This window comes from Candidatus Pelagibacter sp. uisw_091 (assembly GCF_059512525.1).
On the sequence record NZ_CM183455.1, the window covers coordinates 112174 to 138295 of the forward strand.

Here is a 26122-nt window from a genome sequence, read left to right on the forward strand (position 1 = left end):
AATGAATATAGTAAATGTTTTAAGTGAGGGAATAAACATCTTACAAGAGAATAAAATATCAAATCCCCAACTTGATTGTGAGATACTATTATCTAGCTCAATTAAAAGAGATAAAAAATATATAATTTTAAACCCTAAAGAACTTGTTAATTCAGAACAATTAACAAAATTTAAAAGTTTAATTGAAAGGAGAAAAAAGGGAGAACCAATAGCTTACTTAACGAACAAAAAACAGTTTTGGAAGGATGAATTTTTTGTCAATAAAGATGTACTAATTCCAAGGCCTGATACTGAATTAATAATAGAACAAGTTTTAAAAATTTACTCCAAAGACGAACAATTACAAGTTCTAGATATTGGAACTGGATCTGGGTGTATCCTTTTATCCATTTTAAAAGAGAGACATAATTTTTATGGAACTGGTATAGATATCTCTAAAAAAAGCATAAATATAAGCAAATTCAATGCAAAACAACTTAGCTTAGTGAATAGAGTAAAATTTTTTAATTCTAGTGTTGACAATTTTAGAATTGGGAAATATGATCTAATTGTTTCAAACCCTCCTTATATTGAATTGTTAAATTTAAAATATTTGGAAAAAGATGTTGCTAATTTTGAACCAAAGTTAGCTTTAAGTGGTGGGCTTGATGGGTTTTCAAAAATCAGAAAAGTTATTAATAAAACAAAAACTCTGATTAAGAAAAATGGTAAATTTATTTTAGAGATTGGATTTAATCAAAAAAATAAAGTTATAAAAATATTAAAAGAAGAGGGTTTTTACATAAATAACTCCATAAAAGATTATGGAAATAACGATCGCTGCATAGTCAGCACTAAAATTTAATTAAAAGATAAAAATATGGTGACATTTAGAAGTAATAACAACAATAATAGAAGACCTCCGTTCAGGAGCAATAATAATAGAAGACCTCCATTTAGAAGTAACAATGAAGGTTCAAAGTTTACTAATAATGATAATTTTCGAAGAAGCGTTCCAGGTAGAAATAATCATAATGCGGTAAAACTAATAGAAAAGTATAATGATTTAGCTAGAGAAGCCTTAGCAAATGAAGATAAGATTTTATCAGAAAACTATTTTCAGCATGCCGATCACTTTACCAGAGTTCAGAATGAGCAGGAAAGTATTAGGTTGGCAAGAGTTACTTCTTCTCCATCTACGACAGTAAAACCCGTTGAGGTTGAAGCCAATGAAAAAAAACCAACAATAATAGAAGCGGAAATAACAAAAAAAACTACTCCAGAATCATCAGTTAAAAAAGTTGTGAAAACTGTAGAAAAAAAAACTGCTGCAAGTTAATTTAAGCCAATAATTAATTCTGATTTTAAAACATCTAATTTAATTTTAGCTACTTCAAACTGTTTTCTTTCTTTATTTTTAAGAATTTTACCTGAGGGCAACTTTAATGTTTGTGAGTTAATTTTTTTTCCATTTTTAACTACCTCATAATGTAAATGTGGACCAGTAGATTTTCCTGTCGAGCCAACATACCCAATTATTTGCCCCTGCTTAACTCTTATCCCTTCTTTTATTCCAGCTGCAAAACTTTTCATGTGAGCATAAATTGTTTGATAAGTTGAATTGTGTTTTATTTTAATACAATTCCCACCACCACCACACCATCTGGCTCTTGTTATGATACCGCTACCAGACGCCATGATAGGAGTACCCATAGGTGCTGCAAAATCTGTTCCTTTATGCATTTTATTATAACCATCGATAGGATGTTTTCTCATTCCAAAAGCAGAGGAAAGTCTTGCTCCATTAATAGGTGTTTTCATTAATGCTTTTTTAACACTCCTGCCGTTTTCATCATAGTGTCCTTCACTTCCTTTTTTATCGAAATAATATAATGAGTTATTTGTTCCACTAAGTTTGAGATTTGCAAAAATAACATTTCCTGTTTCAAATATTTTGCCATTATCATCTTCAAACACTTCGTACATAATTTGAAAATTATCTTTTTTTCTAATATCTCTTTGAAAATCAACTTGAAAACCATAGATTCTTGCAAACTCTATAATTATATTTGGTTGAACATTTAGGTTAATCGCAGTTCCATATAAGCTTTGTGTAATCTTACCTTCTTTAAAAATAATTTTTTTATTTAAATTTGTAATAATTGTTTTTTTTTCAAAAAAATCTGTCTCTAGATTTCTAATTAATTGAATTTTTTCAGTTCTAGATATTGGAAATAAAAAAGAAATAATTTTTTTATTGTTTGATTGATCGATTGTAAACTTTATATCAAGATTGGTTTTAAGATTATTTAAATTATAATCTGAATTTATAATTTTTTTTATTTCTAAAATTTCTTCATTTGGAATAGAATAGTTATTTAATATTTTATCAAATGTTTCACCATTAGAAATTTTATGGTCTATACTTTTATATCTTGGCACTAAATGATTAAAAACTTGGTTAATACTTTTTTGAAAGTAGATATTATTTATTACTTCTTTATAATTTTTATTAATCGATATTTTTTTATTGTTGTAAAATGTGGTGCTAGTAATAGTAATTAATAGCAACAGTATGAGAAAAGAGATTTCGGCATTTTTCTTAATCAATTTTATTATTTTATTTGAAGTAAATATCATCTGGAATTTCCAATTATTAATTTAGTAATGCATAAAAATCAAAAAAAACCGTATATATATTGAGATATTTGTTCATTTATTTAAATGCTAAATGCTTGATTTACTTTTATTTTAGCTTATAAGCACCACACTTTCTCATTAAAATTATTGTTTAAACAATAGATTAGTGAGGATTATTGGGCGTTTTATAACCAATTAGCTATTTAAAAAGTAAAAATTTAAGAAGAGAAGTGTGGACGGTTAAGGTTACCAAAATTTGTCGTACACACTTCAAAATCGTATGGATTGTATTCTTACAATTTATATATGAAGCTAGTGTGCGCCGTTTTTTAACTTGAGAGTTTGATCATGGCTCAGAACGTACGCTGGCGGCACGCCTAACACATGCAAGTCGAACGAAGTAGCAATACTTAGTGGCAGACGGGTGAGTAACATGTGGGTATCTACCCTTTGGCCTGGAATAACACGAGGAAACTTGTGCTAATACCGGATAAGTCTTTACGGAGAAAGCTTTATGCACCATTGGATGAGCCCGCACTTGATTAGTTTGTTGGTAGGGTAATGGCCTACCAAGACTATGATCAATAGCTGATTTGAGAGGATGATCAGCCACATTGGGACTGAGACACGGCCCAAACTCCTACGGGAGGCAGCAGTGGGGAATCTTGCACAATGGAGGAAACTCTGATGCAGCGATGCCGCGTGAGTGAAGAAGGCCTTTGGGTTGTAAAGCTCTTTCGTCGGGGAAGAAAATGACTGTACCCGAATAAGAAGGTCCGGCTAACTTCGTGCCAGCAGCCGCGGTAATACGAAGGGACCTAGCGTAGTTCGGAATTACTGGGCTTAAAGAGTTCGTAGGTGGTTGAAAAAGTTGGTGGTGAAATCCCAGAGCTTAACTCTGGAACTGCCATCAAAACTTTTCAGCTAGAGTATGATAGAGGAAAGCAGAATTTCTAGTGTAGAGGTGAAATTCGTAGATATTAGAAAGAATACCAACTGCGAAGGCAGCTTTCTGGATCATTACTGACACTGAGGAACGAAAGCATGGGTAGCGAAGAGGATTAGATACCCTCGTAGTCCATGCCGTAAACGATGTGTGTTAGACGTTGGAAATTTATTTTCAGTGTCGCAGGGAAACCGATAAACACACCGCCTGGGGAGTACGACCGCAAGGTTAAAACTCAAATGAATTGACGGGGACCCGCACAAGTAGTGGAGCATGTGGTTTAATTCGAAGATACGCGCAGAACCTTACCAACACTTGACATGTTCGTCGCGACTCTAAGAGATTAGAGTTTTCGGTTCGGCCGGACGAAACACAGGTGCTGCATGGCTGTCGTCAGCTCGTGTCGTGAGATGTTGGGTTAAGTCCCGCAACGAGCGCAACCCTCACTTTTAGTTGCCATCATTAAGTTGGGCACTCTGAAAGAACTGCCAGTGATAAGCTGGAGGAAGGTGGGGATGACGTCAAGTCCTCATGGCCCTTACGTGTTGGGCTACACACGTGCTACAATGGCATCTACAACAGGAAGCAAAACGGCAACGTTAAGCAAATCCCGAAAAGATGCCTCAGTTCGGATTGCACTCTGCAACTCGAGTGCATGAAGCTGGAATTACTAGTAATCGTGGATCAGCGTGCCACGGTGAATGCGTTCCCGGGTCTTGTACACACCGCCCGTCACACCATGGGAGTTGGTTCTACCTTAAGGCAAGGTTTTAAACCCTTGACCACGGTATAGTCAGCGACTGGGGTGAAGTCGTAACAAGGTAGCCGTAGGGGAACCTGCGGCTGGATTACCTCCTTTCTAAGGATGAATGAAAGTAAAATTTCATTCTAAATAATATACATCGGTAATGTTGACCGTCCTCATTTCTCTTCTTAAAGTAATGTTTCCTTCTTGTAGGGCCGGTAGCTCAGTTGGTTAGAGCACACCGTTGATAACGGTGGGGTCGAAAGTTCGAGTCTTTCTCGGCCCACCAAAAACCTAAATGGGGGATTAGCTCATCTGGGAGAGCGCCTGATTTGCATTCAGGAGGTAGCAGGTTCGATCCCTGTATCCTCCACCAGGAAACATTTAGTTATTAAAACTGTAAATAAAAATAATTTATATCAATATCTATATCCGAACATTAAAAGTTATTATTTAATGTTCAAAATAAAAATTTGATCACAACATAGATTAATTTTCTTTAAAAAGAATTTTTTTCTGTGCATAAATCAAGCGTTTAAGGGCGTGTAGTGGATGCCTTGGCACTGAAAGCCGATGAAGGACGTGATATACTGCGATAAGTTTCGGGGAGCTGTATGTAAGCTTTGATCCGAAAATTTCCGAATGGGGAAACCCACCACTTTATGTGGTACTTTAAACTGAATACATAGGTTTAAAGAGACAACCTGGAGAACTGAAACATCTAAGTAACCAGAGGAAAAGAAATCAATTGAGATTCCGTTAGTAGTGGCGAGCGAACGCGGAGTAGGCCAGTAATTTTGTTAAAAAAATTTGAATAGTTTGGAAATGCTAACCATAGAGGGTGATAGTCCCGTATGAGTAATGTTTAACAAAATTCTTGAGTAAAGCGGGACACGAGAAATCCTGCTCGAATATAGGGGGACCACCCTCTAAGCCTAAATACTCTTCAGTGACCGATAGTGAACTAGTACCGTGAGGGAAAGGTGAAAAGAACCCCTATTAGGGGAGTGAAATAGAACCTGAAACTGCATGCCTACAATCAGTCCGAGCCCTTTTTAGGGTGAGGGCGTACCTTTTGTATAATGGGTCAGTGACTTAATTTATTAAGCAAGCTTAAGCCATCTAGGTGTAGGCGCAGCGAAAGCAAGTCTTAATAGGGCGATTAGTTTAATGAATTAGACCCGAAAACGAATGAGCTTACCATGAGCAGGTTGAAAGTTGGGTAACACCAACCGGAGGACCGAACCAGTTGACGTTGAAAAGTCTTTGGATGACTTGTGGTAAGGGGTGAAAGGCCAACCAAATTCGTAGATAGCTGGTTTTCCGCGAAAACTATTTAGGTAGTGCGTCGAATAAATAGATGTTTAGAGGTAGAGCACTAAATGGGCTAGGGGGAAGAGATTCTTACCAAACCTAATAAAACTCCGAATGCTAGACATTGTTCTTCGGCAGACAGACTGTGGGTGCTAAGGTCCATGGTCGAGAGGGAAAGAGCCCAGACCACCAGATAAGGTCCCAAAATCATGATTAAGTGTGAAAGGATGTGGAAATTCCATAACAGCCGGGAGGTTGGCTTAGAAGCAGCCATCCTTTAAAGATAGCGTAACAGCTCACCGGTCTAATAGAGTTTCTGCGCCGAAGATGTAACGGGGCTAAAATCATGTACCGAATCTGTGGCTTTATAAAGTTTTCGAACTTTGTAAGGGGTAGCGGAACGTTCTGTAAGCCTGTGAAGGGATACCCGTGAGGGATCCTGGAGGTATCAGAAGTGCGAATGCTGACATAAGTAACGATAAACGAAGTGAAAAACTTCGTCGCCGAAAATCTAAGGGTTTCTATGCAAGGTTAATCCGCGTAGAGTTAGTCGGCACCTAAGGCGAGGGCGAAAGCCGTAGTCGATGGAAACAAGGTTAATATTCCTTGACCTGATGGTAGTGACGGATTCTGTAAGTTGTGAGTTCTTAATGGATTGAACTTGCCGCGAAAGAGTCCCAAGAAATAGCTCCATCATTAAGACCGTACCCGAAACCGACACAGGTAGATTAATAGAGTATATTTAGGCGCTTGAGAGAATGATGTTGAAGGAACTCGGCAAAATGCTTCCGTAACTTCGGGATAAGGAAGACCCTTTTGTAGGCAACTATTAAAGGGTGGCACAAGCCAGGGAGAAGCGACTGTTTATCAAAAACACAGGGCTCTGCTAACACGTAAGTGGATGTATAGGGTCTGACGCCTGCCCGGTGCTGGAAGGTTAATGCGGTTGGTGCAAGCTAACTTCTGAAGCCCCAGTAAACGGCGGCCGTAACTATAACGGTCCTAAGGTAGCGAAATTCCTTGTCGGGTAAGTTCCGACCTGCATGAATGGCGTAACGATTTCTCCGCTGTCTCCAACATCAACTCAGTGAAATTGAATTCTCCGTGAAGATGCGGAGTTCGCGTAGTTAGACGGAAAGACCCCGTGCACCTTTACTGCAACTTTACATTGGTGTTAGGAAAAACATATTTAGCATAGGAGGGAGACTTTGAAGCAAAAGCGTCAGCTTTTGTGGAGTCACCAGTGAAATACCTCTTTTGTTTTTCTTGACATCTAACCGCTAGCCGTCATCCGGCAGCGAGACATTGTATGGTGGGTAGTTTGACTGGGGCGGTCGCCTCCCAAATAGTAACGGAGGCGTGCGAAGGTAGGCTCAGAACGGTCAGAAATCGTTCGTAGAGTGCAATGGCATAAGCCTGCCTGACTGTGAGACTGACAAGTCGAGCAGAGACGAAAGTCGGTCATAGTGATCCGGTGCTTCTGAGTGGAAGGGGCATCGCTCAACGGATAAAAGGTACGCCGGGGATAACAGGCTGATACTGCCCAAGAGCTCATATCGACGGCAGTGTTTGGCACCTCGATGTCGGCTCATCACATCCTGGGGCTGGAGCAGGTCCCAAGGGTTTGGCTGTTCGCCAATTAAAGTGGTACGTGAGCTGGGTTCAGAACGTCGTGAGACAGTTCGGTCCCTATCTGCTATGCGTGTAGAAGAATTGAGAGGAGTTGACCCTAGTACGAGAGGACCGGGTTGAACATACCACTGGTGGACCTGTTGTAGCGCCAGCTGCAGTGCAGGGTAGCTAAGTATGGAAGAGATAACTGCTGAAAGCATCTAAGCGGGAAACTCACCTCAAAACTAGTTCTTCCTATAGAGCCGTGGTAGACCACCACGTTGATAGGCTGGATGTGGAAGCGCAGTAATGCGTGTAGCTGACCAGTACTAATAGCTCAATTGGCTTGATTTATGCACTGAAAAAAATTTTTGCATTATAGGTTCGATATAAATAGAGTAAATTTTTAAAACTTTTAAATGAAAAAAACCAGTATTGCCTTATTGTTAGATAGTAACAATGCGTGGATAATAGATGTTTTAAAAAAAACAAAATATAAAAATATTTTAAAAGCTAAAATTTTCTGGGATTTAAAAAAAATAAATAACTATGATTTAGTATTTATTATCAATTATACGAAAATAATTCCTAAGGAAATTCTTAAAAAAAATAGATTTAATTTGGTTGTACATTCGAGCAATCTCCCTAGAGGAAAAGGTTTTGCACCTTTACAATGGCAAATTTTAGAAAATAAAAAAAAAATCGTGTTCACTATGATAAATATAAATGAAAAAATTGATCATGGTGATATTGTTTTACAATCTAATTTGTTATTGAATGGTCTCGAACTTTATGAAGAACTTAGAGTCCTCCAAGCTAATAAAATTTTAAAGATGATAAATCATATAATAAATATTTTTCCAAATATTAAGCTGAAAAAACAAAAAGGAAAAAGCACTTTCTACAAAAAAAGAAATAAACTTGATTCTAAGATGAATATAAATAAAAGTATTAAATCACAATTCAATAAATTAAGAATAGTAAATAATGAGCAATGGCCTGCTTTCTTTTATTATAAAAATAAAAAATTTATAATAAAGATATTTGATAATGATAAATAAAATTTTAACACTTAAAAAAAAACCAATCTTCATAGGAGAGGTTTCGTGCAATCATAACGGTAAAATAGAAAATGCAAAAAAAATAATTGATAGTGCCAAAAAATATGGTGTTGATTTAGTAAAATTTCAAACATACTCAGCTTCTTCACTAACTATAGATTCAAAAAAAAAAGATTTTTTAATAAAAAAAGGCATATGGAAGAGAAAAAAATTATGGGATCTTTACAGACAAGCCCAAACCCCATTTAGTTGGCAGAAAGAACTTTTTCAATATGCAAAAAAAAAGAAAATAAATTGTTTTAGCTCACCTTTTGATGTGAAGGCAGTAGATTTACTCGAAACTCTAAATTGTCCTATTTATAAAGTTGCTTCGTTTGAAATTAATCATTTCCCATTAATAAAAAGAATTGCAGAAACAAAAAAACCGATAATAATTTCAACAGGAACTTCTAATATAAAACAAATTGATTTAGCCTATAATTTTGCAAAAAAAAATGGATGTAAGAATATTATTCTTTTATATTGTGTAAGTAATTATCCATCAAAAATTACAGATTTCAATTTAAACAATATAAAATTAATGAAAAAAAGATATAATTGTAAAGTAGGTTTTTCTGATCACTCAATAGATAATAGAGTGGCATTCGCTGCTGTTTTATCTGGTGCAGATTATGTTGAAAAACACATTGCATTAGAGGGGCAAAATAAAGGTTTAGATATAAAATTCTCCATCAAAGGTAAAGAAATACTAAAATTTAGAGAAGAAATTGATGTAGCATGGAATTTAAGAGGTAAAGATTATTTTTTTAGAAATAGTTCTGAAAAAGTAAGTACTATTTTTAAAAGATCTATTTACCCAATTAAAACAATTAAAAAAGGTGAAAAATTTACAACTGAAAATGTATCAATAATTAGACCTGGCTTTAGTTTAGATCCAAGTTATTATTACAATCTATTAAAAAAAAGAGCTAAAAAAAATTTTGAACCTGGTCAAAGAATTTTACTAAAACAAATATAACTTATGAAAAAAAAAAATTATCTAAAAATAATAAACCAGATAGAAAAAATAAGATCTAAAAATAATGTTAATTGGATGAATATTTTAAAGTTAGCATTTAAACTCGATCCAACAAATGCATCAAAAATCATGAAAAAAGTAAATTATGATGATAAAAAAATTTCAAAACTATTGAGTGAATTATCAAAATAATGAAAAAAGATTTAATTTGTGTTATTCCTGCAAGAGCAGGCAGTAAAAGAATTAAGAATAAAAATTTCAAATTATTTTGTAACAAGCCTATTATTTCTCAGGTTATTGGTAATTTAAAAAAATCTAATTTTTTTAGCGAAATTTTTGTATCTACAAATAGCAACCAAATATCTAAAATTTCAGATAAATTAGGTGTTAAAGTATTGAGAAGATCAGAAAAACTCTCAGACGATTACACGGACACAAAAACAGTAATTTGTGATGCTATTAAAAAAATTAAGAAACTTAATTATAGTTTCAATAAAGTATGTTGCATTTACCCAACATCAGTTTTTATAGAAATAGCAAAATTAAAAAAAGCAGAAAAAATTTTAAAAAAAAATGTACCATACGTTTTTTCAGCAAAAGAATATCTACACCCAATATATCGTTCATTTTATAGAGACAAGTATAACTATTTAAAAAAAAATTTCCCAAATTCTATGAACAAAAGAACACAGGATATAAAAAATGTATTTCATGATGCAGCACAATTTTACTTAGGGTGGAATGAATCTTGGGAAAATAAATTAGATATCTTTGATAAAAATTCAAAGTTTATAGCCTTTCCAAAGTTAAGTTCTTTGGATATAGACGACTATGAAGATTGGAAAATAGCTGAATTATTATGGAAAACAAAACAGAAAAAACGAATTAATATTTAATGTTAGGTGTCATCAATTATGGTTCAGGAAATTTTAGATCTGTAATAAATATTCTTAACTTCTTGAAAATTAATTTTAGAGAAATTAAAAGTGAAAAAGCTTTAAAAGACTTTAGTCATATTATTTTACCTGGAGTTGGATCATATAGATCTTTGCATCAAAGATTGATTGAATTAAACTTAGTGAATGAACTTAAGTATCAGGTTTTAGATAAAAAAAAATTTTTTTTAGGAATATGCGTGGGTATGCAAATTTTAAGCTCCTATGGAAATGAAGGAAAAGAGAGTGAGGGATTAAACATTATTGAGGGTTTGGTAGAAAAAATACCTGTAAAAAAAAGCCAATTACCAAATATAGGATGGCATAAAGTTGAATTAGTTAACAAGGAAAGTAAACTTTTCCAAAATATTTCAGAGGACGAAAGGTTTTTTTATTTTGTTCATAGCTATTATTTTAATCTTAAAGATAAAGGTCTTTGTTCTTCCAAAATAACTTATGATATAGAGGTCACCTCATCTATTGAAAAAGATAATATTTATGGAGTACAATTTCATCCTGAAAAAAGTCAATCTGCTGGGTGTAAACTTTTACAAAATTTTTACAAATTATGAATTCAAAAACAAAAAGATTAGTTGCAATAGTCTTGCTAAAAAGAGGAAATGTTGTTCAAAGTAAATATTTTAAACAGCATAAAGTAGTTGGTGATCCTTATATAATTATTGATAGATTAAATTCATGGAATGCAGATGAAGTCGTTTACTTGAATATTAGACCAAATGATATGAACGATACAAGATCAGATAAAAAAAATATCTATTATTCATCATTTGATAAGATAATTCTTGAAGTTGGCAAAAGAGCCTTTATGCCACTTACAGTTGGTGGTGGAATAAAATCATTAGAAGATATAGAAAAATATTTTGATATGGGTGCAGATAAAATTTCAATAAATTCTGAAATTTTTCATAATCCAAATTTAATTTCAGACGCTGTTAAAATTTATGGATCACAAGCTATCGTTGCAAGTATAGATTTTAAGTTAAATATAAGGTCTAATTCTTACGAAATTTTTGTTGATGGTGGAAAATCTTTGGTTTCAAATAATCTTATTGACTATATAAAGCGTATAGAAAATTTAGGTGCTGGAGAATTGTTGATTAATTCAATAGATCAAGACGGATCATTAAAAGGCTATGATTTTCAATTATTAAAAGCAATCAAGGAAAATACAAACCTACCTATAATATTTACAGGTGGTGCTGGATGTTGGGAAGATTTTTATAAAGGAATTAAACAAAACATTGACGCTGTAGCAGCAAGTAATATCTTTCACTTTTCTGAAAATAGCTATTTTGAAGCAATTAGTTTTTTAACAAATAAAGAATGCAATTTTAGACCTCCTATGTTATCAAAAATAACAAAATCTGAAGTTTAATGAATAATAATTGTAATTAATTAATGGTAAATTTTTGTAAGAGATGCGTCTATCCAATTCACGCAGTAAACATTGATATTGATGATGATGGTATATGTTCGGCGTGCAGAACCTTTGAAGAAATTACAAAGCTAGGAGATGAAAACTGGAAAATAAGAGAAAATAAATTTGTTCAGATATTAGAAGAATATAAAAAAATAACTGATGGTGATTATGACTGCATAATCCCTGTAGGTGGCGGTAAAGATAGTTATTACCAAGCTCATTATGTAAAATCACTAGGGTTTAAACCTTTATTAGTCACATATTATGGAAATAATTTTTTACCTGAAGGTGATGAAAATCTTCATAATATGTCAAAAAAACTAAATTTAGATCATTATATATTTAAGCCCTCTGAAGAACTATTAATAAAATTAAATCGAGCTGCATTTTACATGATGGGTGACATGAATTGGCACTGTCATGCTGGAATAAGAATAATTGCCCCAAAATCTGCTATCCAATTTAATGTGCCACTATTTATATATGGAGAAGTAAGTTGGGACATTTCTGGAATGTTTTCTATTAATGATTATGCTCAATTCAATAAAAGAACTGTTTTAGAGCATGATATGAGAGGGTACACGATTAATGATTTTGATAAAAAAGAAGGATTAAAAATTGAAGATCTTAAGTGGTATCAACTTCCGAGCGATGAACAATTTTTAAAACATAAATTAAAGGGAATATATCTTGGTAATTTTATTAAATGGGACCCTTATAAACAAACAGAAATAATGAAAAAACTTTATGATTGGAAAGAGTCAAGAGAAAGTTTTGAGAGAACATATAGAAAAATATCAAATCTTGATGATATGCATGAAAATGGTGCCCATGATTACTTAAAATTTATAAAATTTGGCTATGGCAGATGTAGTGATCATGCTTCAAAAGATATTAGAATGGGATATATGTCTAGAAAAAAAGCCATAGAGCTTGTAAAAAAATATGATCACGTAAAGCCAAAAAAAGACTTGAAGAGATGGCTTGAATATACCAATATTAAAGAAGTTGAATTTGATATTTTTGCTGACACATTAAGAGACAAAAGAGTTTGGAGTAAAAACCAAAATAATGAGTGGGTAAAAGATAATGTATGGCAAGAATCATAAGCACCAAATGAATATAGATAATAAATGATTGGTGGGGGGCATAAATAGATATGGCTAAACTAATTCTGATTGGTGGAGGCACACATCTAAATAGTTGTCTTGAAATAATAAGTGAAAATAAATCATTAAAAATAATAGGAATATTAGATAAAATAAAGAAGGATTATTTTTATAACACTAAATTAAAATTTATAGGAAAAGATAAAGATATTCTAAAATTTAATTTCAATCATGCATTTATATCCATAGGACTAATTAATAATTATAAAACAAGACTTAAGTTAATAAAATTTATGAATGATAAAAAAATAAAGTTTAAATCATTTATTGCAAAAAAAAGTATAATTTCTAATAATTTTATTATGGGAAATGGCTCCATCATCATGAAACAAGTAGTAATTAATAGAAACGTACAAATAGGAGATCACACCATAATTAATACTGGTGCTATAATTGAGCACGATGTTAAAATAGGTAATAATTGTCATATTTCGACAGGTGCAATAATCAATGGGGGAACGATAGTTGAAGATAATTCATTTATAGGAAGTGGTGCTATTATTGCTAATAATAGAAGAATAACAAAAAATTCTTTTATAAAAGCAGGTACTGTTTTTTAAAAGATAATTAATTTTCAAGATATTATTATAATCCAATAGATTAAGTTTAAGAATGGTGGACCTAAACAAAGATAGAGCTAATTACAAAAAAGAGATTTGAAAAAATAAAACTCAAATGTTGTTCAAAATTTGAACATAATGTATAATTAAAACAATAAAATGAGCACTAAAAATTTAGAAAAAAGATTTATTTCAAAAGAAAATAGATTCTCAATAAATAAAAAAGAGTTAAGTGAATTGAGGCAAAATTTTAGCAAGTCGGTTATTTTACTTACAGGTGCAACTGGATCAATTGGGGTCGAATTCGTAAAAAATTTAAAAAATTTTGATTTTAAAAAACTTTACTTGATTGACAAAGATGAAAATAGTTTAACAGAATTAAATAGGGAGTTAATTTTAATTTTTAAAAAAAAAAAATTATTAATACCAATTACATATGTGCAGATATAAATCAAATAGATATAAATCTATTTATTAAAGAAAAAAAGATATCTCATTATTTAAATTTTGCTGCGATAAAACATGTTAGATCTGAAGATGAAATATTAAGTGCTAAATATTTATTTAATACAAATTCTAAAAATTTTTTAAAGATAAAGAAATTTAATAAGAGCAACCTTAAGCTGGTATTCTCAATTTCTTCTGATAAAGCAGTAGAACCATCAAGTTTTTTAGGTGCATCAAAAAAATTAATGGAAGATAGACTTTTTAAATTTAAGAGATTGAATAAAAAAATATTTGTTTCTACAACTAGATTTGCAAATGTAAGTTTTTCAAACGGTAGCATTCTAAAATATCTTTATGAGAGAATTCTTAACAAAAAAATATTTGGTGTACCAAAAAATGTAGAAAGATATTTTATCACACATGAAGAGGCAATTAGTTTATGCTTTAGAGCATTACTTAAGAATGCAAATAATAAAATTGTTGTCCCAAAGTTAGAGTTAGTAAAACCTTCAATAAAAATAGAAATTTTAACTTTAAAAATTTTAAAATATTTAGGATTTAAATATACCAATGATAAGAAAAAACATTTAAATAAAAAAAATTTTTATATAAATTTTTCAAAAAATAATTTTTCAGGACAAAAAAATTATGAAAAATTTTATGAAGAACAGGAAACATCTAAATTAATTTACAACAAAAACACGGTTCACATTATTCCTTCTCTCTTTAAATTCGATAATGAGGCTCTATTAAATAAAATAGACAAATTAAATAGTCTTCAAAAAATTAAAAATTTATTAAGTTTAAAAATTAAGACTTATAAACAAATTAAAGATTCAATTAAAATAAAAAATATATTATGAAAAATAAAGAAATTTATAAAAAATTATTAAATGCATTAAGAAAGGTTTATGTGAAAAAAAATAAAAAATATTTTATACATTCACCAATATTAACAAAAAAAGATAAACTTAGTTTAAATCATTGTATAAAAACGACTTACGTCTCTAGTGTAGGAAACTTAGTAAACAAATTTGAAAATAAAATAAAAAAATTTACTAAAGCAAAATATGTGGTCTGTCTAGTTAATGGAACTTCAGCTTTACATATCGCTCTCAAATTATTAAAAATAAAAAAAGATGAGGAAGTTTTATTACCTTCTTTTAATTTTGTAGCTAGCTCTAATGCATGTCTATATATTGGTGCGATTCCACATTATATAGACAGCAATCAAGAGTTAGGCATTGATTTAAAGAAATTAGAAAATTATTTAAGTGAAACTACAATATTGAAAAATAACAAATGTTTTAACAAAAAAACTGAAAGAAATATTACTGCTTGTATTCCTACTTACAGTTATGGTCACCCCTTTGATATAAAAGGATTAATCAAAATTTGTAAAAAATTTAAAATTAAAGTTATTGAAGACTCCTCTGAAGCACTAGGAACAAAAATTAATAATAAACATGCTGGAACATTTGGTGATTTGGGTATTTTAAGTTTTAATGGCAATAAAATAATTACTACAGGAGGGGGGGGGGCTATAATTACAAATAATAAAAATTATGATAAAAAAGCAAGGCATATAAGCGCTACTTCTAAAATTTCCACTAAATTTAATACGATTCATAATGAATTAGGATACAATTATAGGATGCCAAATCTAAATGCAGCTTTGGGAATTTCTCAAATAGATAATTTAAATTTCATATTAAAAAAAAAGAATAAGTTACATATCGATCTTTTAAAAAATATAAAAAAAATTCAAAATTATTTTGATATTTTTTCAATACCAAAACTTGGTAAAAGTAATAATTGGATTCAACTATTAGTAATAAAAAAAGATATTAATATAAAAGAGTTATTAATTTTTTTGAATCAAAATAATATTGAAAGTAAAAAAGTCTGGGAAATTAATAGTAACTATAAATTTTTATCAAATTTTCCTAAAATGAAAAATATGAAATCAAAAGAATTTTCACAAAAAATAATATGTTTACCAAGTAACAATTTTTAATCATGAAAATAATTGCAGAAATTGGAGTAAATCACGATGGTAACATTTTAGAAGCAAAAAGATTAATTAAAATTTCAAAAGACTCTGGAGCTGACTATGTAAAGTTCCAAATGTATAAAACTGTCAATATTGTAATTAAAAAATCTAAATCAGCAAGTTATCAAAAAAAAGTTAATAAAAATCAATTTAAGCTTTTAAAAAAATATGAAATAACTTTAAAAAATTTTAAGAAATTAATCAATTATTGTAAAAAAATTAATATAAATTCACTTACAACTTGTTTTGATATAGAAACTTTTAATAATGTAAAAAAAATTTCAAAATCCAATATATACAAAATTGGATCAGGTGACTTAGATAATCTTCCATTAATTTATGAAATTGCAAAAAATAATAAAAAAATTATTTTATCAACTGGAATGTCTAGTTTCAAGGATATCGACTTAGCACTTAAAACAATTTATTTTGCACAAAAATATAAAAAAAAATCCTAATTTAGAAATGATAAATAGTATTAAATTAAATACAAAGAATAAAAAATTTTTATTAAATAAAGTAATCTTACTTCATTGTGTAAGCAACTACCCAACAAAACTTATTGATCTTAATTTAAAGATTATAACTGTATTGAAAGATAAATATCATTTACAAGTTGGTTTGTCAGATCATAGTAAAAGCTTAATTTCTCCATCAATTGCTTTCTTATTGGGCGCAGAATTTATTGAAAAACATTTGACAATTTCTAACACACAACCAGGGCCTGATCACTCATCATCCTTGAATAAAACAGATTTTAAAAAAATGGTAGAAAATTTAAAAGATACAATAAAAATGCTTGGAACTTCAAAAAAAAGTATTAATAAATTTGAAAAAAATATAGCTCAAATAGCAAAAAAGTCCTTGTATGCATCAAAAGAGATATACAAGGATGAAGTATATACTTTTAACAACTTAGCACTTAAAAGACCGCAATTAGGAAAAAAACCAAAATTATTCTGGAATTATCTTGGAAAGAAAGCAAAAAAGAGCTATAAAACTGACGAGATGATTTAATGTTCAAATATTGAACATATTATGATAGAGTAAACAATAAATTAAAATTATGTACCCAAATAAAGAATTTAAAAACTTTTTATCTTTTTTTAAAAATAGCCCTGGAAGGTTAGTAAAATATATTGAACTTTTAACTTTAAAAAATAAATCTAATACATTGGCAACAACTGATAGAAAATCATTGAATGAGGTGTGTATAGTAATTAATACAAAATGTAATCTTAAATGTGTTTGGTGTCATAGAGAAGAAAAACATATTCAAGATTCTGGTTATTTAGAGAGAAATGGAGACCTTGAAAAATTAAAAAAACTTTTACCTAAGTTAGATGGTTTTAATTGTGTTCATTGGGGAGGTTTAGCTGAACCACTATTAAATAAAGATATATTTGAACTTACTAAATTAGCAAGACAATATGTTCCTAGAGTTAAAGTTACTACAAATGGAACAACTTTGGTTCCAAAAGTTATTAAAAAAATTATTGAAAGTGGAATGACGGATATAGAAATTAGTCTTGATGGTTTTGATGGCGAAACAAATATGAAATATAGAGGATCAGATGAAAGCAAGGTAATCTCTTATTTAGAAAATCTTTCAAGTCAATCAGATATTCCACTTCAGATAAATTCGGTAATTACAGATGTAAACATACATTCGTTATGGGAGGCTATTGACAAACTAAAAAATGTGAAAACTTTGAAGTCAATACATACGATACCATTATTTGTTACTAAACATTTGACTAAGCTAGGTATAGGGCCAGCTGACCCAAAAGAACATAAAAAATTATTAGAGCATTGGAGAAAAAGAATAGATTTTTTTGGACTAGATATAAAACTTTCACCTGATATAGAAGATGTAACTTTAGATCCAATAGTATCAATGAAAAGAATGCATAATATATGTTATACTGTTTACGAACATCCTTTCATTAATTTAGATGGAAATATAAGTCCATGTGGAAGACTACAACATATTAGTCTTGATAATATCAACGACTTAGGTTTCGATGAAGCCTGGAATGGACCTAAAATTAGAAAATGGAGAGAAGAACAATTGCACGGTAACTTTGGAACATATTGTCAAAGAGAGTGTCATATGAAAAATACATGCCCATCTCGTCTTAATAATCTGAATCAATTTATGGGTAAATTTGATGATAAAATGGTTGTTATAGATAAATAAAAGACAACAAGTTGAAAAAAATAAATAAAATTTTGATTCAGTCAGCCTCTAGAGCAGAATTTTATATCCAAAAGAATTTAATTAATAAATTATCTAACCATTTTTCAATAACACTATTAATTCATGGAGATACAATTAAAAAAATTGACAAAAAAGAAATTTTAAAGAGTTTTGGAAAAAATATAAAAATTATCATTTCTAAAACAAATTATAGCCAATCTAATAATCCAACTTTTGTGTCAGCGAGTTTTACAAAACAAGTCTATTTTATTAGCAAGAATATTACAAAATTTAAACCAGATATTTCAATGATTTTTGGAGATCGAACAGATGCATTAGCTTTAGCGGTATCTTCCTTGATACACAAAGTGCCCGTAGTTCATTTGCATGGTGGAGAGGTTACACTGGGCTCAATAGATGAAAAAATTAGACATTCGATATCAAAAATTTCTGATATCCATTTTGTTTCACATAATAATTATAAAAAAAGATTAATTCAGTTAGGTGAAATAAATAAAAATATAAAAAATTTTGGTTCTTTAGAATTAGATCGAATAGATAAACAAAAGTTCAAAAGTAAAAGAGAGTTAAAAAAAAAATTAAAACTAAAGGATGAAAATTATGTATTAATTTCGATTAATTCTGAAATAAATTCTCAACAATCAAAAATGATCACAAAAAATATTCTTAAGGCTTTAGAATTTAATAAAGATTATGTAAAAATAATATCAATGCCAAATAGTGACCCATTTTCGGATGAAGTAAGTCAAGAAATTTTACACTACAAAAAAAAACCTAATTTTCAAATTTTTAATTCTTTGAATAGATATTATACAGATGTATTAAAAAATGCTAAATTTGTGATTGGTAATTCATCCTCAATAGTTTATGTAGCACCCTTTTTAGGTGTTCCATCAATTCTTGTAGGAGATAGACAAAAAGGACGAATTTTAAGCAAGTCTATAATTAAAACAGGTTATAATTTGAAACAAATTGTAAGTTCAATCAAGAAGATAAAAGGTAAAACTAATAGATGTAAAATTTATTTTAAAAAAGATACCATGGGCTTAATAACAAATTACTTAAAAAAAATAAATTTAGAGAATTTTAAATATAAAAGATTTATTGATTTAAAGATTTAATATGGAATCATTTTTTATTAAAAAAAATATTACAATTTATAGTGCATTAAAAAAACTTAAAGAAACTGGAAGTAAATGTTTGGTAGTAACAGATGGGAATCTTAAGCTTCTAGGAACACTTACTGATGGAGATATAAGAAAAGCTATAGTTGAAGGAAAGAATTTAGATTATAGAATCGATAAAATTTATAATAGAAAACCTAAATTTATAAATAAAAAAAAATGTCAAATTTAATTATAAGAGACATTTTTTTAAAATTTAAACTTGATCTTATTCCAATTGTTGAAAATAAAAAAATTATAGATATTATGATTTGGTCAGATTTTTTTTCTGGCAAAAAAACATTAGAAACAAAGAAAATTTCCGTAGTAATCATGGCTGGTGGAAAAGGTAGTAGACTTCATCCATTTTCAAAAGTTTTGCCAAAGCCACTTGTTCCAGTTAATGAAATACCAATTATAGAAATAATATTAGAAAAATTCTTAAAATATAATATTCTAGATATATTTATATCTATTAACTATAAATCTAAAATTCTAATCTCATATTTAAAAACTACAAAGTTTTATAAAAGGATTCAATTTATTTCAGAAAAAAATCCAATGGGAACAATTGGATCATTAGCACTTTTAAAAAATAAAAAACTAAGTAAAAATTTTTTTGTAGCTAATTGCGATGTCGTAATTAATACAGATTATAAATCTATATTAGATTTTCATGAAAATAAAAAAAATGATATAACAATTGTATGTGCAATAAAAAAAATAAAAATACCTTATGGTACTTGTGAAATTAACAAAAATGGTACACTGATAAGAATGTTAGAAAAACCTGAAATTAAAAAATTCATAAATGTTGGTTTATACGTATTGAATAAATCAATTTTTAGTATTATTGGGAAAAATGACGGTATGAATTTTGATGAATTATTGAAAAAAGCAAAAAAAAATAGAAAAAAAATTGGAATTTTTCCAATAGAGGATAGTTCTTGGTTTGATTTTGGGCAATGGGATGAATACGAAAAATCTATAAATGAAATCAAAAAATAAATTTTTTGATTACCTGGTCTTTATACCAGCAAAAGGCACATCTTCAGGATTAAAAAATAAAAATTTAAAGAAAATTGGTAAATTAACTCTTTTAGAAAAAACAATTAAATTTGCAAAAAAAATTCCAGTTAATAAATTAGTTTTTGTTAGTACAGATAGTAAGAAGATTCAAAAAATTTCTAAAAAAAATAAAGCTAAATGTGATTTTTTAAGATCAAAAATTTTATCAAAAAAAGACTCTGATATTAAAGATGCATTAATAGAATTTTTTGACAAAATAGAAAAAGAGAAAAAACCTTATATTTTTAAAAAAATAATTATTTTAATGCCAACACAGCCATTTAGAAAAATGAATGACTTAATTAAAGGCACTAAACTCTTACAAAAAAAAATTAAATCTGTAGTTAGTGTTAAAAATTTAGAAAGAAGTGATAATTTTATTTGGAAATTGAAAAAAAATTTGATTAACTTAAAAAATGATTTAATTGGTGAAAATAGACAATTTATAAATAAGATAAATTATACACCATGTGGATCTTTTTATATATTATGGACAAAAGATTTAAAAAAAATGAATAGAATTTTTATAAAACCTGCAAAATATGTTGTTACAAAATTTCCATACAACTTGGATATTAATGAGGAAATTGATTTAAAAATTTCAAATAAAATTCTTGAAATTATTTGATATAAGTAGGAATATCATTTGTATCTAACCTACATATCTTAAAAGGATCTTTAATTTTATGATTTACTTTTGGTATTGTTGTGAGACCAAAACCACAGCCTTTGGACTTTAGATACTTTATAGTGAATGGATCGAAATCGCCATATGGGTAGCACATAGTCCAATTTTTAGTTTCAATATTAAAACTTTTTAAAAATTTAATTGTAGAATTTATTTCACGTTTTTTTTCTTTATTTGCAATACGACTAAACCATTTGTGCTTGTCTCCATGTCCACCAATGTACATGCCTGATCTTATTAATTTCTTTATATCTTTCTTATTTAGATAAATAAGTTTACAAAAATCTTTAATATTCATCTTAACAAATTTTTTGAACAATTTATCAATAATAAATTTTCTACGATTAAACGAGATTTCAATTTGTAATAATCTTTTAATAAAATTGATCTTAGGAGGATCAAATCTATTTTTTTTATAATATTGCTCCTTAAAATTATTTAATTTCATTTCATTAATTCCAACTTTTTTACAAAGTTTTTCAAACTCAATGAATAGTTCGTTAGTCTTTGATTTAGCAATTATATAATGAATTAGGTTTGCATCTAAAGCTTTACCTGTGTTTATCGGCATACTAGGTATGTAAAAACTACCTTTAAGTTTTCGTTTATTTAATTCAGGTAAAACATATTTGACATGATCTTTATAACCATCATCAAAAGAGAGAATACAGTATTTAGAAGAAAATTTATATCCTAAGTTATATTTATCCTTAAATTCTTGCATAGAAATTATCTTATAATTTTTGGATAAATAATTTAATTGATGTTTAAATTTATTAAATTCTAAACCTTTTATATTTTTAAATTTAGAAAATTTAATTTTACGAACATAATGATACATTACAAAAGTTACAGACATAATCTATTTTATAAAGTTGGGTCTTTCTTGATCACAATCGCCTTTGAATAAGTAAAATTTTGATGTTTTTTTTTTATTCATAATAGCAAAATTAATAGTAATGTTTTTTTTTGAAAATGGCTCAAAATAGTTTGGAACAATTGTATTATTATTAAACTCATTCTTCAAAAAATAAGTATTATTCTTTACATTTCCATAAAAATATAAATCAACAAATTCATAGTTGTTAGTTTCTATAAATTTTTTAAATGACACAGAACAATCAAATATTTTTTTTATATTTCCAAAAAAATCAACGATACGGAGGCATTTGCTACCTTTGTAATAACATTCTCTTGCAAAGTAATATCCTATAAGTTTATTTTTTTTTACAAATTCAAAAACTAAATATTTATAAAATGGGTTTTTAAAATATTTATTATTAAAATAATCTTCATTTTTTTCAAAAATTTTAACATAATTATGATAATCCTTTTTAAATTTTTTAAAATTAAAATTACTTACAATATTTAAACTTGAATCTTCTTTGTAAAATTTATTGTAATATTTTTTTCTAAATTTACCTATATTATAAACTTTGATTTTTTGATTTACGATATAATATTGTGTTAAACTACCAGTATAAAAACCTAAGTACTCATAAATTTTTTTTACATTCTCATTACAACCAACTGTCCCAATTTTTGAATATTTGTAATTTGCAATTGAATACATAAGTAATTTAATGCCCACACCTAATTCTGTTTTTTTGGCAATCCATGTTGTTAACCACACTGTATCAAATTTTTTTAATTCATATGAAAATTTACTATTTTTAACTATTCCTAAAAAACCTAAAATATTATTTTTTTTTTAAAAATTAGAAAATTATATTTTTTTTCTAATTTGTTATAGTGAAGCCAATTAAATATTTTATTATTTTTTGATAATATGTGGTTCTTTTGCCAATTTTTATCAATGAACTTTTGTATCAATTTAATATTCCCATTATCTTGTATAATCATTTTTTTAATTCAATAATTTCAATTATATAATTTAAAGGACTAATAAAAAAAACAATCCGGCTTTTAAATAATTTTGAATAATTTATTTTAGATATTTGCATAAATTCATTGCTTTTAAGCTCATCCATTGTTTTATCAAAATTTTTTGATGTATAGGCAATATGATTCAGAATGTTAGTTCCTCTTTTCAAATAACCACTTACTGGATTATTTTTTCCATATGGTTCAACCAATTCATAACAAATATTTTTTTCGTCAAAAAACAGTTTGGCTTTAATGCCCAATTTCTTATCTAGGATTAATTTGTTTGATTTACTTTTTGCAATAAAGTTGTTGAGATATTTTTCACTTTTTTTAATATTGTTAACAAATATTCCAATATGATTAAAAATAAGATTATTTTTTTTTTTAACACTTTTAATTATCTCATCTATATTCTTAAAATTATTAATTTCATTAATATTAAATTTAACTTTACATATTTTTTCAATTGAAAAAAGAATATTTAAATGGGTGAGAGAATCCCAATTTTTTATATTTGATAAACTAGCCTTTTTGTCAAACTTTTTACTTTTGATGTATTTTTTAATTATTTCAATAATTTTTTTTTCACTCATATAATTCTAAGTTAATTTTTTTAATTTTATTTGTTAAACACAGGTATGTGTCTATTTTATTTGACCCTCTTTTTTTAATCTTGTTAAAACCATGTTCTTCAAATAATTTCTTTGCAACGATGTTTTTTTCTGTATTAATGAATTCTCCGATTACATTATCATATTTATTTTTAGATGCATATTTTCTAATATAACTGAACATACATGACTCAAAATACCTTCCTATAACTCTGCAGCTCATCAAAAATGTATCTATGAATAAAGTTTTTTTACCATTTTTTTGTAAAATTATTAATCCCACATTACCATGATCACTATAAATATCTTTTAAGCTAATTAAAAAACAAAACTTGTTATCATCTTTAAATATTTTCTCCATCTCCGAAAGAGGATATCTTTTTGATCTTAGATTATATTGATTTGTTTTTAAAGTCATCTCAGATGCTCTATGTATATTTGTTTTATCTAATTTATGAATCTTTGCTTTTAATTTTATTGATTTTAAATATTGAATTTCATCTTTTGCAGTTTTTTTATCATCTATAAATTTTGCTCTAGCATGATAATTTTTTGTTTTGTCTTTTGAATTTTTTAAATTTGAAAGAAGTGAAAATTTTTTTAAAGAAGCTAATTGTTCAGACCAATAAACAATATCGTCATTTGGTTCTACCGTATGAACTTCTGGTAAAATTTTTCTAACAAGATTTCTTTCAACTGGATTATCATCCCAGAATACAAAACTATCCAATCCAAGATCTAATTCTTTTGAAATTTGTAAGATATTCTTTGCTTTAGATTCCCAATTAATTTTAAAATTAACAAAATGTTTCTTCTTTAATAATATAGAGGGATGATTTTTGAGAACATTAAACACATCTTTTTCGTTATTTTTACTCGAAATTGCAAGTAGCACTCCTTGATTATATAATTTAAGTATTTCTTTTTGAAAATCTAAGAAGATTTTTCCACTTTGTGTGTCTCCAATCTTTATGTTATTAATTCCATCTTCTCCTAGAACGCCTCCCCATAAAGTATTATCACAGTCTAAAATCAAAACTTTTGACCTTGGTTTTGTATATCTTACAAAAAAATCATCAATAAATTCTGATAAGATATCTATTCCAATTTGTGATAAATTTGATGAACTTAAATACTTATTTCTTAGGTCAAAAACATTTTCCATTCCTTTTAATTTAAAAATTTCATCCAAGTCAGCATAATTAAAATTATGATTATTATCTTTAATTTTTAAAAATTGATTTAAAAGTTTTTTTTTATTTTTTTCTTGATTAGTTGTATTATTGTTTACTTTAATTAAGTTTCCTTTTTTAAATGATGAAACCATAACTAATGTGCCTATACGTTTTTCTTTAGATCTACTTTTAAGTAATTTTAATATAGGCAAATATTCTTTAAAATTATTGTTATGAAAATCCTGTAAAAAAAGAGTTAAAACTACAAAATCATTTTTTTTTGTATCATGAAGAATTTTGTAATCACCAATATCACTAAAATTTTTTTTTATATCAATTTTATTCCACGATAAATTTCCTGGAAATAAAAAAGATGAACTAACTAGTGTGATAATCATTTATTAATAATGTTTTTTATATCTATTTTGTTAGAATTAGACAAATAGTTAATTATTTTTTCATAAAAAAATTTTTTTAATTCATTTTTATTTCTTAAAATTCTTATGCCACCATGTTTAGCTTCGAAAGATTTGTAATTTTCTACATGATATCTTAAATAATCATTCATATTTTCATAATAAATTGCACATTTCTTTCTTTTAAAGTGAGCTTTATAGGGCCCGGAAGTTAATATCCCAATTGTAGTTATTGAATATTGAATCAGTAAATCTGTATTTTCTTGTGAAATTATAATTTTTCTTTGAGGATATCTCATTTTTATTTCATTTATTTCAGAAATTTTTTCAGAAGGGTGTGGTTTAATTATAATTGAATGATTAGGATAAACATCAAAAATGATATCAAATAAGTTTTGATAAGTTATCAGTCTTTTATTTTTATGAAGTATGGGGTGTGACCTGTAGCTTAATATCAATATATATTTTTTAGGAAGTTTATTATAAAATTTTTTTTTTAATAATTTTTCTACTTCATAGGAGTTATTAAAATTATTAATTTGAACTATATTTCTAAATCCCATTTTAGAAAATATTTTAATATCACCACTGTTGTATAATAAAAACTTTTTGTTTTTATCTCTATTATAATTTCTAGTAGATGTTTTAATGTTTCTTACAAACCATGGGCTACTTGTATGTTTAAATAGAAAACCTTTGCAAAGAAAAAGTTTTATAAAAAAGCTTGTTAAAATATTTTGTAAAACGTACATATCCTCACTGTGAAAAATAAGTTTTGATAAAATACAAATCTTTATTAAATATATTAACTTTAAAAATTTATAATTTGAAGTATAAATATTACATGCACTTATTTTACATATTTCTTTAAATAAGCTATCTTTTTGCAATTTATTATAAATATTTTTATCTAAAATAAGAATATTTATTTTATTAAAATACTGTAAATTTTCTAAGATAATCGGAAAAACAAA

26 protein-coding genes, 2 tRNA genes and 2 rRNA genes are annotated in these 26122 nt (G+C 27.9%); 24 read left to right on the top strand and 6 right to left on the bottom strand.

Annotation, left to right across the window (positions count from 1 at the left end; all coding sequences use genetic code 11):
- Position 1: 1 nt before the first annotated feature.
- Complete coding sequence (gene prmC / locus AC5YGA_RS00580; RefSeq protein ID WP_415308616.1) at positions 2-844, top strand: peptide chain release factor N(5)-glutamine methyltransferase; 843 nt, start codon at positions 2-4, stop codon at positions 842-844.
- Positions 845-859: 15 nt separating this feature from the next.
- Positions 860-1318 (top strand): DUF4167 domain-containing protein, encoded by a 459-nt coding sequence (locus AC5YGA_RS00585; RefSeq protein ID WP_415308618.1) that lies wholly within the window; start codon positions 860-862, stop codon positions 1316-1318.
- On the opposite strand, the gene AC5YGA_RS00590 is transcribed toward AC5YGA_RS00585, so the two are convergent.
- A complete protein-coding gene (locus AC5YGA_RS00590; protein ID WP_415308620.1) occupies positions 1315-2421 on the bottom strand; it encodes a M23 family metallopeptidase in 1107 nt (368 codons plus the stop codon). The genes AC5YGA_RS00585 and AC5YGA_RS00590 overlap by 4 nt on opposite strands.
- Before the next feature lie 528 nt (positions 2422-2949).
- Between AC5YGA_RS00590 and AC5YGA_RS00595 the strand changes: the two genes are divergently transcribed.
- The 22 genes from AC5YGA_RS00595 (at position 2950) to AC5YGA_RS00700 (ending at position 20999) form a co-directional block, all read left to right on the top strand.
- Positions 2950-4424: ribosomal RNA gene (locus AC5YGA_RS00595) — 16S ribosomal RNA — on the top strand.
- Between the two features lie 98 nt (positions 4425-4522).
- Positions 4523-4599 (top strand) — tRNA-Ile (locus tag AC5YGA_RS00600).
- 11 nt (positions 4600-4610) lie between these two features.
- Positions 4611-4686: transfer RNA gene (locus tag AC5YGA_RS00605), tRNA-Ala, on the top strand.
- Between the two features lie 149 nt (positions 4687-4835).
- A 23S ribosomal RNA gene (locus AC5YGA_RS00610) occupies positions 4836-7589 on the top strand.
- The 16S and 23S rRNA genes sit together here with 2 tRNA genes alongside, the layout of an rRNA operon.
- A gap of 65 nt (positions 7590-7654) precedes the next feature.
- Positions 7655-8296 (top strand): formyltransferase family protein, encoded by a 642-nt coding sequence (locus AC5YGA_RS00615; protein ID WP_415308622.1) that lies wholly within the window; start codon positions 7655-7657, stop codon positions 8294-8296.
- Positions 8286-9314, top strand: a complete 1029-nt coding sequence (gene pseI, locus AC5YGA_RS00620; RefSeq protein ID WP_415308624.1) for a pseudaminic acid synthase — start codon at positions 8286-8288, stop codon at positions 9312-9314. Before AC5YGA_RS00615 ends, pseI begins: the two co-directional genes overlap by 11 nt.
- 3 nt (positions 9315-9317) lie before the next feature.
- The gene (locus AC5YGA_RS00625; RefSeq protein WP_496169998.1) at positions 9318-9506 is read left to right on the top strand and encodes a hypothetical protein; all 189 of its coding nucleotides are present in this window, start codon (positions 9318-9320) and stop codon (positions 9504-9506) included.
- Positions 9506-10210, top strand: coding sequence for a pseudaminic acid cytidylyltransferase (pseF, locus tag AC5YGA_RS00630; protein ID WP_415308628.1), 705 nt, complete (start codon positions 9506-9508; stop codon positions 10208-10210). Before AC5YGA_RS00625 ends, pseF begins: the two co-directional genes overlap by 1 nt.
- Entirely contained in the window at positions 10210-10821 is a 612-nt protein-coding gene (hisH, locus tag AC5YGA_RS00635) for an imidazole glycerol phosphate synthase subunit HisH (RefSeq protein WP_415308630.1), read from the top strand. The genes pseF and hisH overlap by 1 nt, the downstream gene beginning before the upstream one ends.
- A complete protein-coding gene (gene hisF / locus AC5YGA_RS00640; RefSeq protein WP_415308632.1) occupies positions 10818-11645 on the top strand; it encodes an imidazole glycerol phosphate synthase subunit HisF in 828 nt (275 codons plus the stop codon). The genes hisH and hisF overlap by 4 nt, the downstream gene beginning before the upstream one ends.
- Positions 11646-11668: 23 nt before the next feature.
- Positions 11669-12799, top strand: a complete 1131-nt coding sequence (locus AC5YGA_RS00645; RefSeq protein ID WP_415308634.1) for an N-acetyl sugar amidotransferase — start codon at positions 11669-11671, stop codon at positions 12797-12799.
- Positions 12800-12849: 50 nt separating this feature from the next.
- The gene (locus tag AC5YGA_RS00650) at positions 12850-13419 is read left to right on the top strand and encodes an acetyltransferase (protein WP_415308636.1); all 570 of its coding nucleotides are present in this window, start codon (positions 12850-12852) and stop codon (positions 13417-13419) included.
- A gap of 159 nt (positions 13420-13578) precedes the next feature.
- Complete coding sequence (locus AC5YGA_RS00655; RefSeq protein WP_496169999.1) at positions 13579-13869, top strand: polysaccharide biosynthesis protein; 291 nt, start codon at positions 13579-13581, stop codon at positions 13867-13869.
- Positions 13870-13907: 38 nt separating this feature from the next.
- A complete protein-coding gene (locus AC5YGA_RS00660; protein WP_496170028.1) occupies positions 13908-14729 on the top strand; it encodes a polysaccharide biosynthesis protein in 822 nt (273 codons plus the stop codon).
- The gene (locus tag AC5YGA_RS00665) at positions 14726-15883 is read left to right on the top strand and encodes an aminotransferase class I/II-fold pyridoxal phosphate-dependent enzyme (RefSeq protein ID WP_496170000.1); all 1158 of its coding nucleotides are present in this window, start codon (positions 14726-14728) and stop codon (positions 15881-15883) included. The genes AC5YGA_RS00660 and AC5YGA_RS00665 overlap by 4 nt, the downstream gene beginning before the upstream one ends.
- Positions 15884-15885: 2 nt before the next feature.
- Positions 15886-16377, top strand: a complete 492-nt coding sequence (locus AC5YGA_RS00670) for an N-acetylneuraminate synthase family protein (protein ID WP_496170001.1) — start codon at positions 15886-15888, stop codon at positions 16375-16377.
- 7 nt (positions 16378-16384) lie between these two features.
- Positions 16385-16936 carry an N-acetylneuraminate synthase family protein gene (locus tag AC5YGA_RS00675; RefSeq protein ID WP_496170002.1) on the top strand — a complete coding sequence of 184 codons (552 nt, stop codon included), beginning with the start codon at positions 16385-16387 and terminating at the stop codon, positions 16934-16936.
- A gap of 49 nt (positions 16937-16985) precedes the next feature.
- Complete coding sequence (locus tag AC5YGA_RS00680; protein WP_415308641.1) at positions 16986-18119, top strand: radical SAM protein; 1134 nt, start codon at positions 16986-16988, stop codon at positions 18117-18119.
- Between the two features lie 11 nt (positions 18120-18130).
- Positions 18131-19261 carry a UDP-N-acetylglucosamine 2-epimerase gene (gene neuC / locus AC5YGA_RS00685; protein WP_415308643.1) on the top strand — a complete coding sequence of 377 codons (1131 nt, stop codon included), beginning with the start codon at positions 18131-18133 and terminating at the stop codon, positions 19259-19261.
- A 1-nt stretch (position 19262) separates the two neighbouring features.
- Entirely contained in the window at positions 19263-19496 is a 234-nt protein-coding gene (locus AC5YGA_RS00690; RefSeq protein WP_496170003.1) for a CBS domain-containing protein, read from the top strand.
- On the top strand, positions 19484-20311 hold the full coding sequence (locus AC5YGA_RS00695; RefSeq protein ID WP_496170004.1) for a sugar phosphate nucleotidyltransferase: 828 nt from the start codon (positions 19484-19486) through the stop codon (positions 20309-20311). The genes AC5YGA_RS00690 and AC5YGA_RS00695 overlap by 13 nt, the downstream gene beginning before the upstream one ends.
- Positions 20295-20999 (top strand): cytidylyltransferase domain-containing protein, encoded by a 705-nt coding sequence (locus AC5YGA_RS00700; protein ID WP_415308647.1) that lies wholly within the window; start codon positions 20295-20297, stop codon positions 20997-20999. Before AC5YGA_RS00695 ends, AC5YGA_RS00700 begins: the two co-directional genes overlap by 17 nt.
- Here the strand turns inward: AC5YGA_RS00700 and AC5YGA_RS00705 are convergent.
- The 5 genes from AC5YGA_RS00705 to AC5YGA_RS00725 all read right to left on the bottom strand — a co-directional run bounded on the left by AC5YGA_RS00705 (position 20992) and on the right by AC5YGA_RS00725 (position 26038).
- The gene (locus tag AC5YGA_RS00705) at positions 20992-21918 is read right to left on the bottom strand and encodes a polysaccharide deacetylase family protein (RefSeq protein WP_415308649.1); all 927 of its coding nucleotides are present in this window, start codon (positions 21916-21918) and stop codon (positions 20992-20994) included. The two genes, AC5YGA_RS00700 and AC5YGA_RS00705, sit on opposite strands and share 8 nt — an antisense overlap.
- A gap of 3 nt (positions 21919-21921) precedes the next feature.
- Positions 21922-22692, bottom strand: a complete 771-nt coding sequence (locus AC5YGA_RS00710) for a hypothetical protein (RefSeq protein ID WP_415308651.1) — start codon at positions 22690-22692, stop codon at positions 21922-21924.
- A gap of 226 nt (positions 22693-22918) precedes the next feature.
- Entirely contained in the window at positions 22919-23539 is a 621-nt protein-coding gene (locus AC5YGA_RS00715) for a VOC family protein (RefSeq protein ID WP_415308653.1), read from the bottom strand.
- On the bottom strand, positions 23532-25130 hold the full coding sequence (locus AC5YGA_RS00720) for an HAD-IIIC family phosphatase (RefSeq protein WP_415308654.1): 1599 nt from the start codon (positions 25128-25130) through the stop codon (positions 23532-23534). Before AC5YGA_RS00720 ends, AC5YGA_RS00715 begins: the two co-directional genes overlap by 8 nt.
- Complete coding sequence (locus AC5YGA_RS00725; protein WP_496170005.1) at positions 25127-26038, bottom strand: glycosyltransferase family protein; 912 nt, start codon at positions 26036-26038, stop codon at positions 25127-25129. The genes AC5YGA_RS00720 and AC5YGA_RS00725 overlap by 4 nt, the downstream gene beginning before the upstream one ends.
- Between the last annotated feature and the right edge of the window lie 84 nt (positions 26039-26122).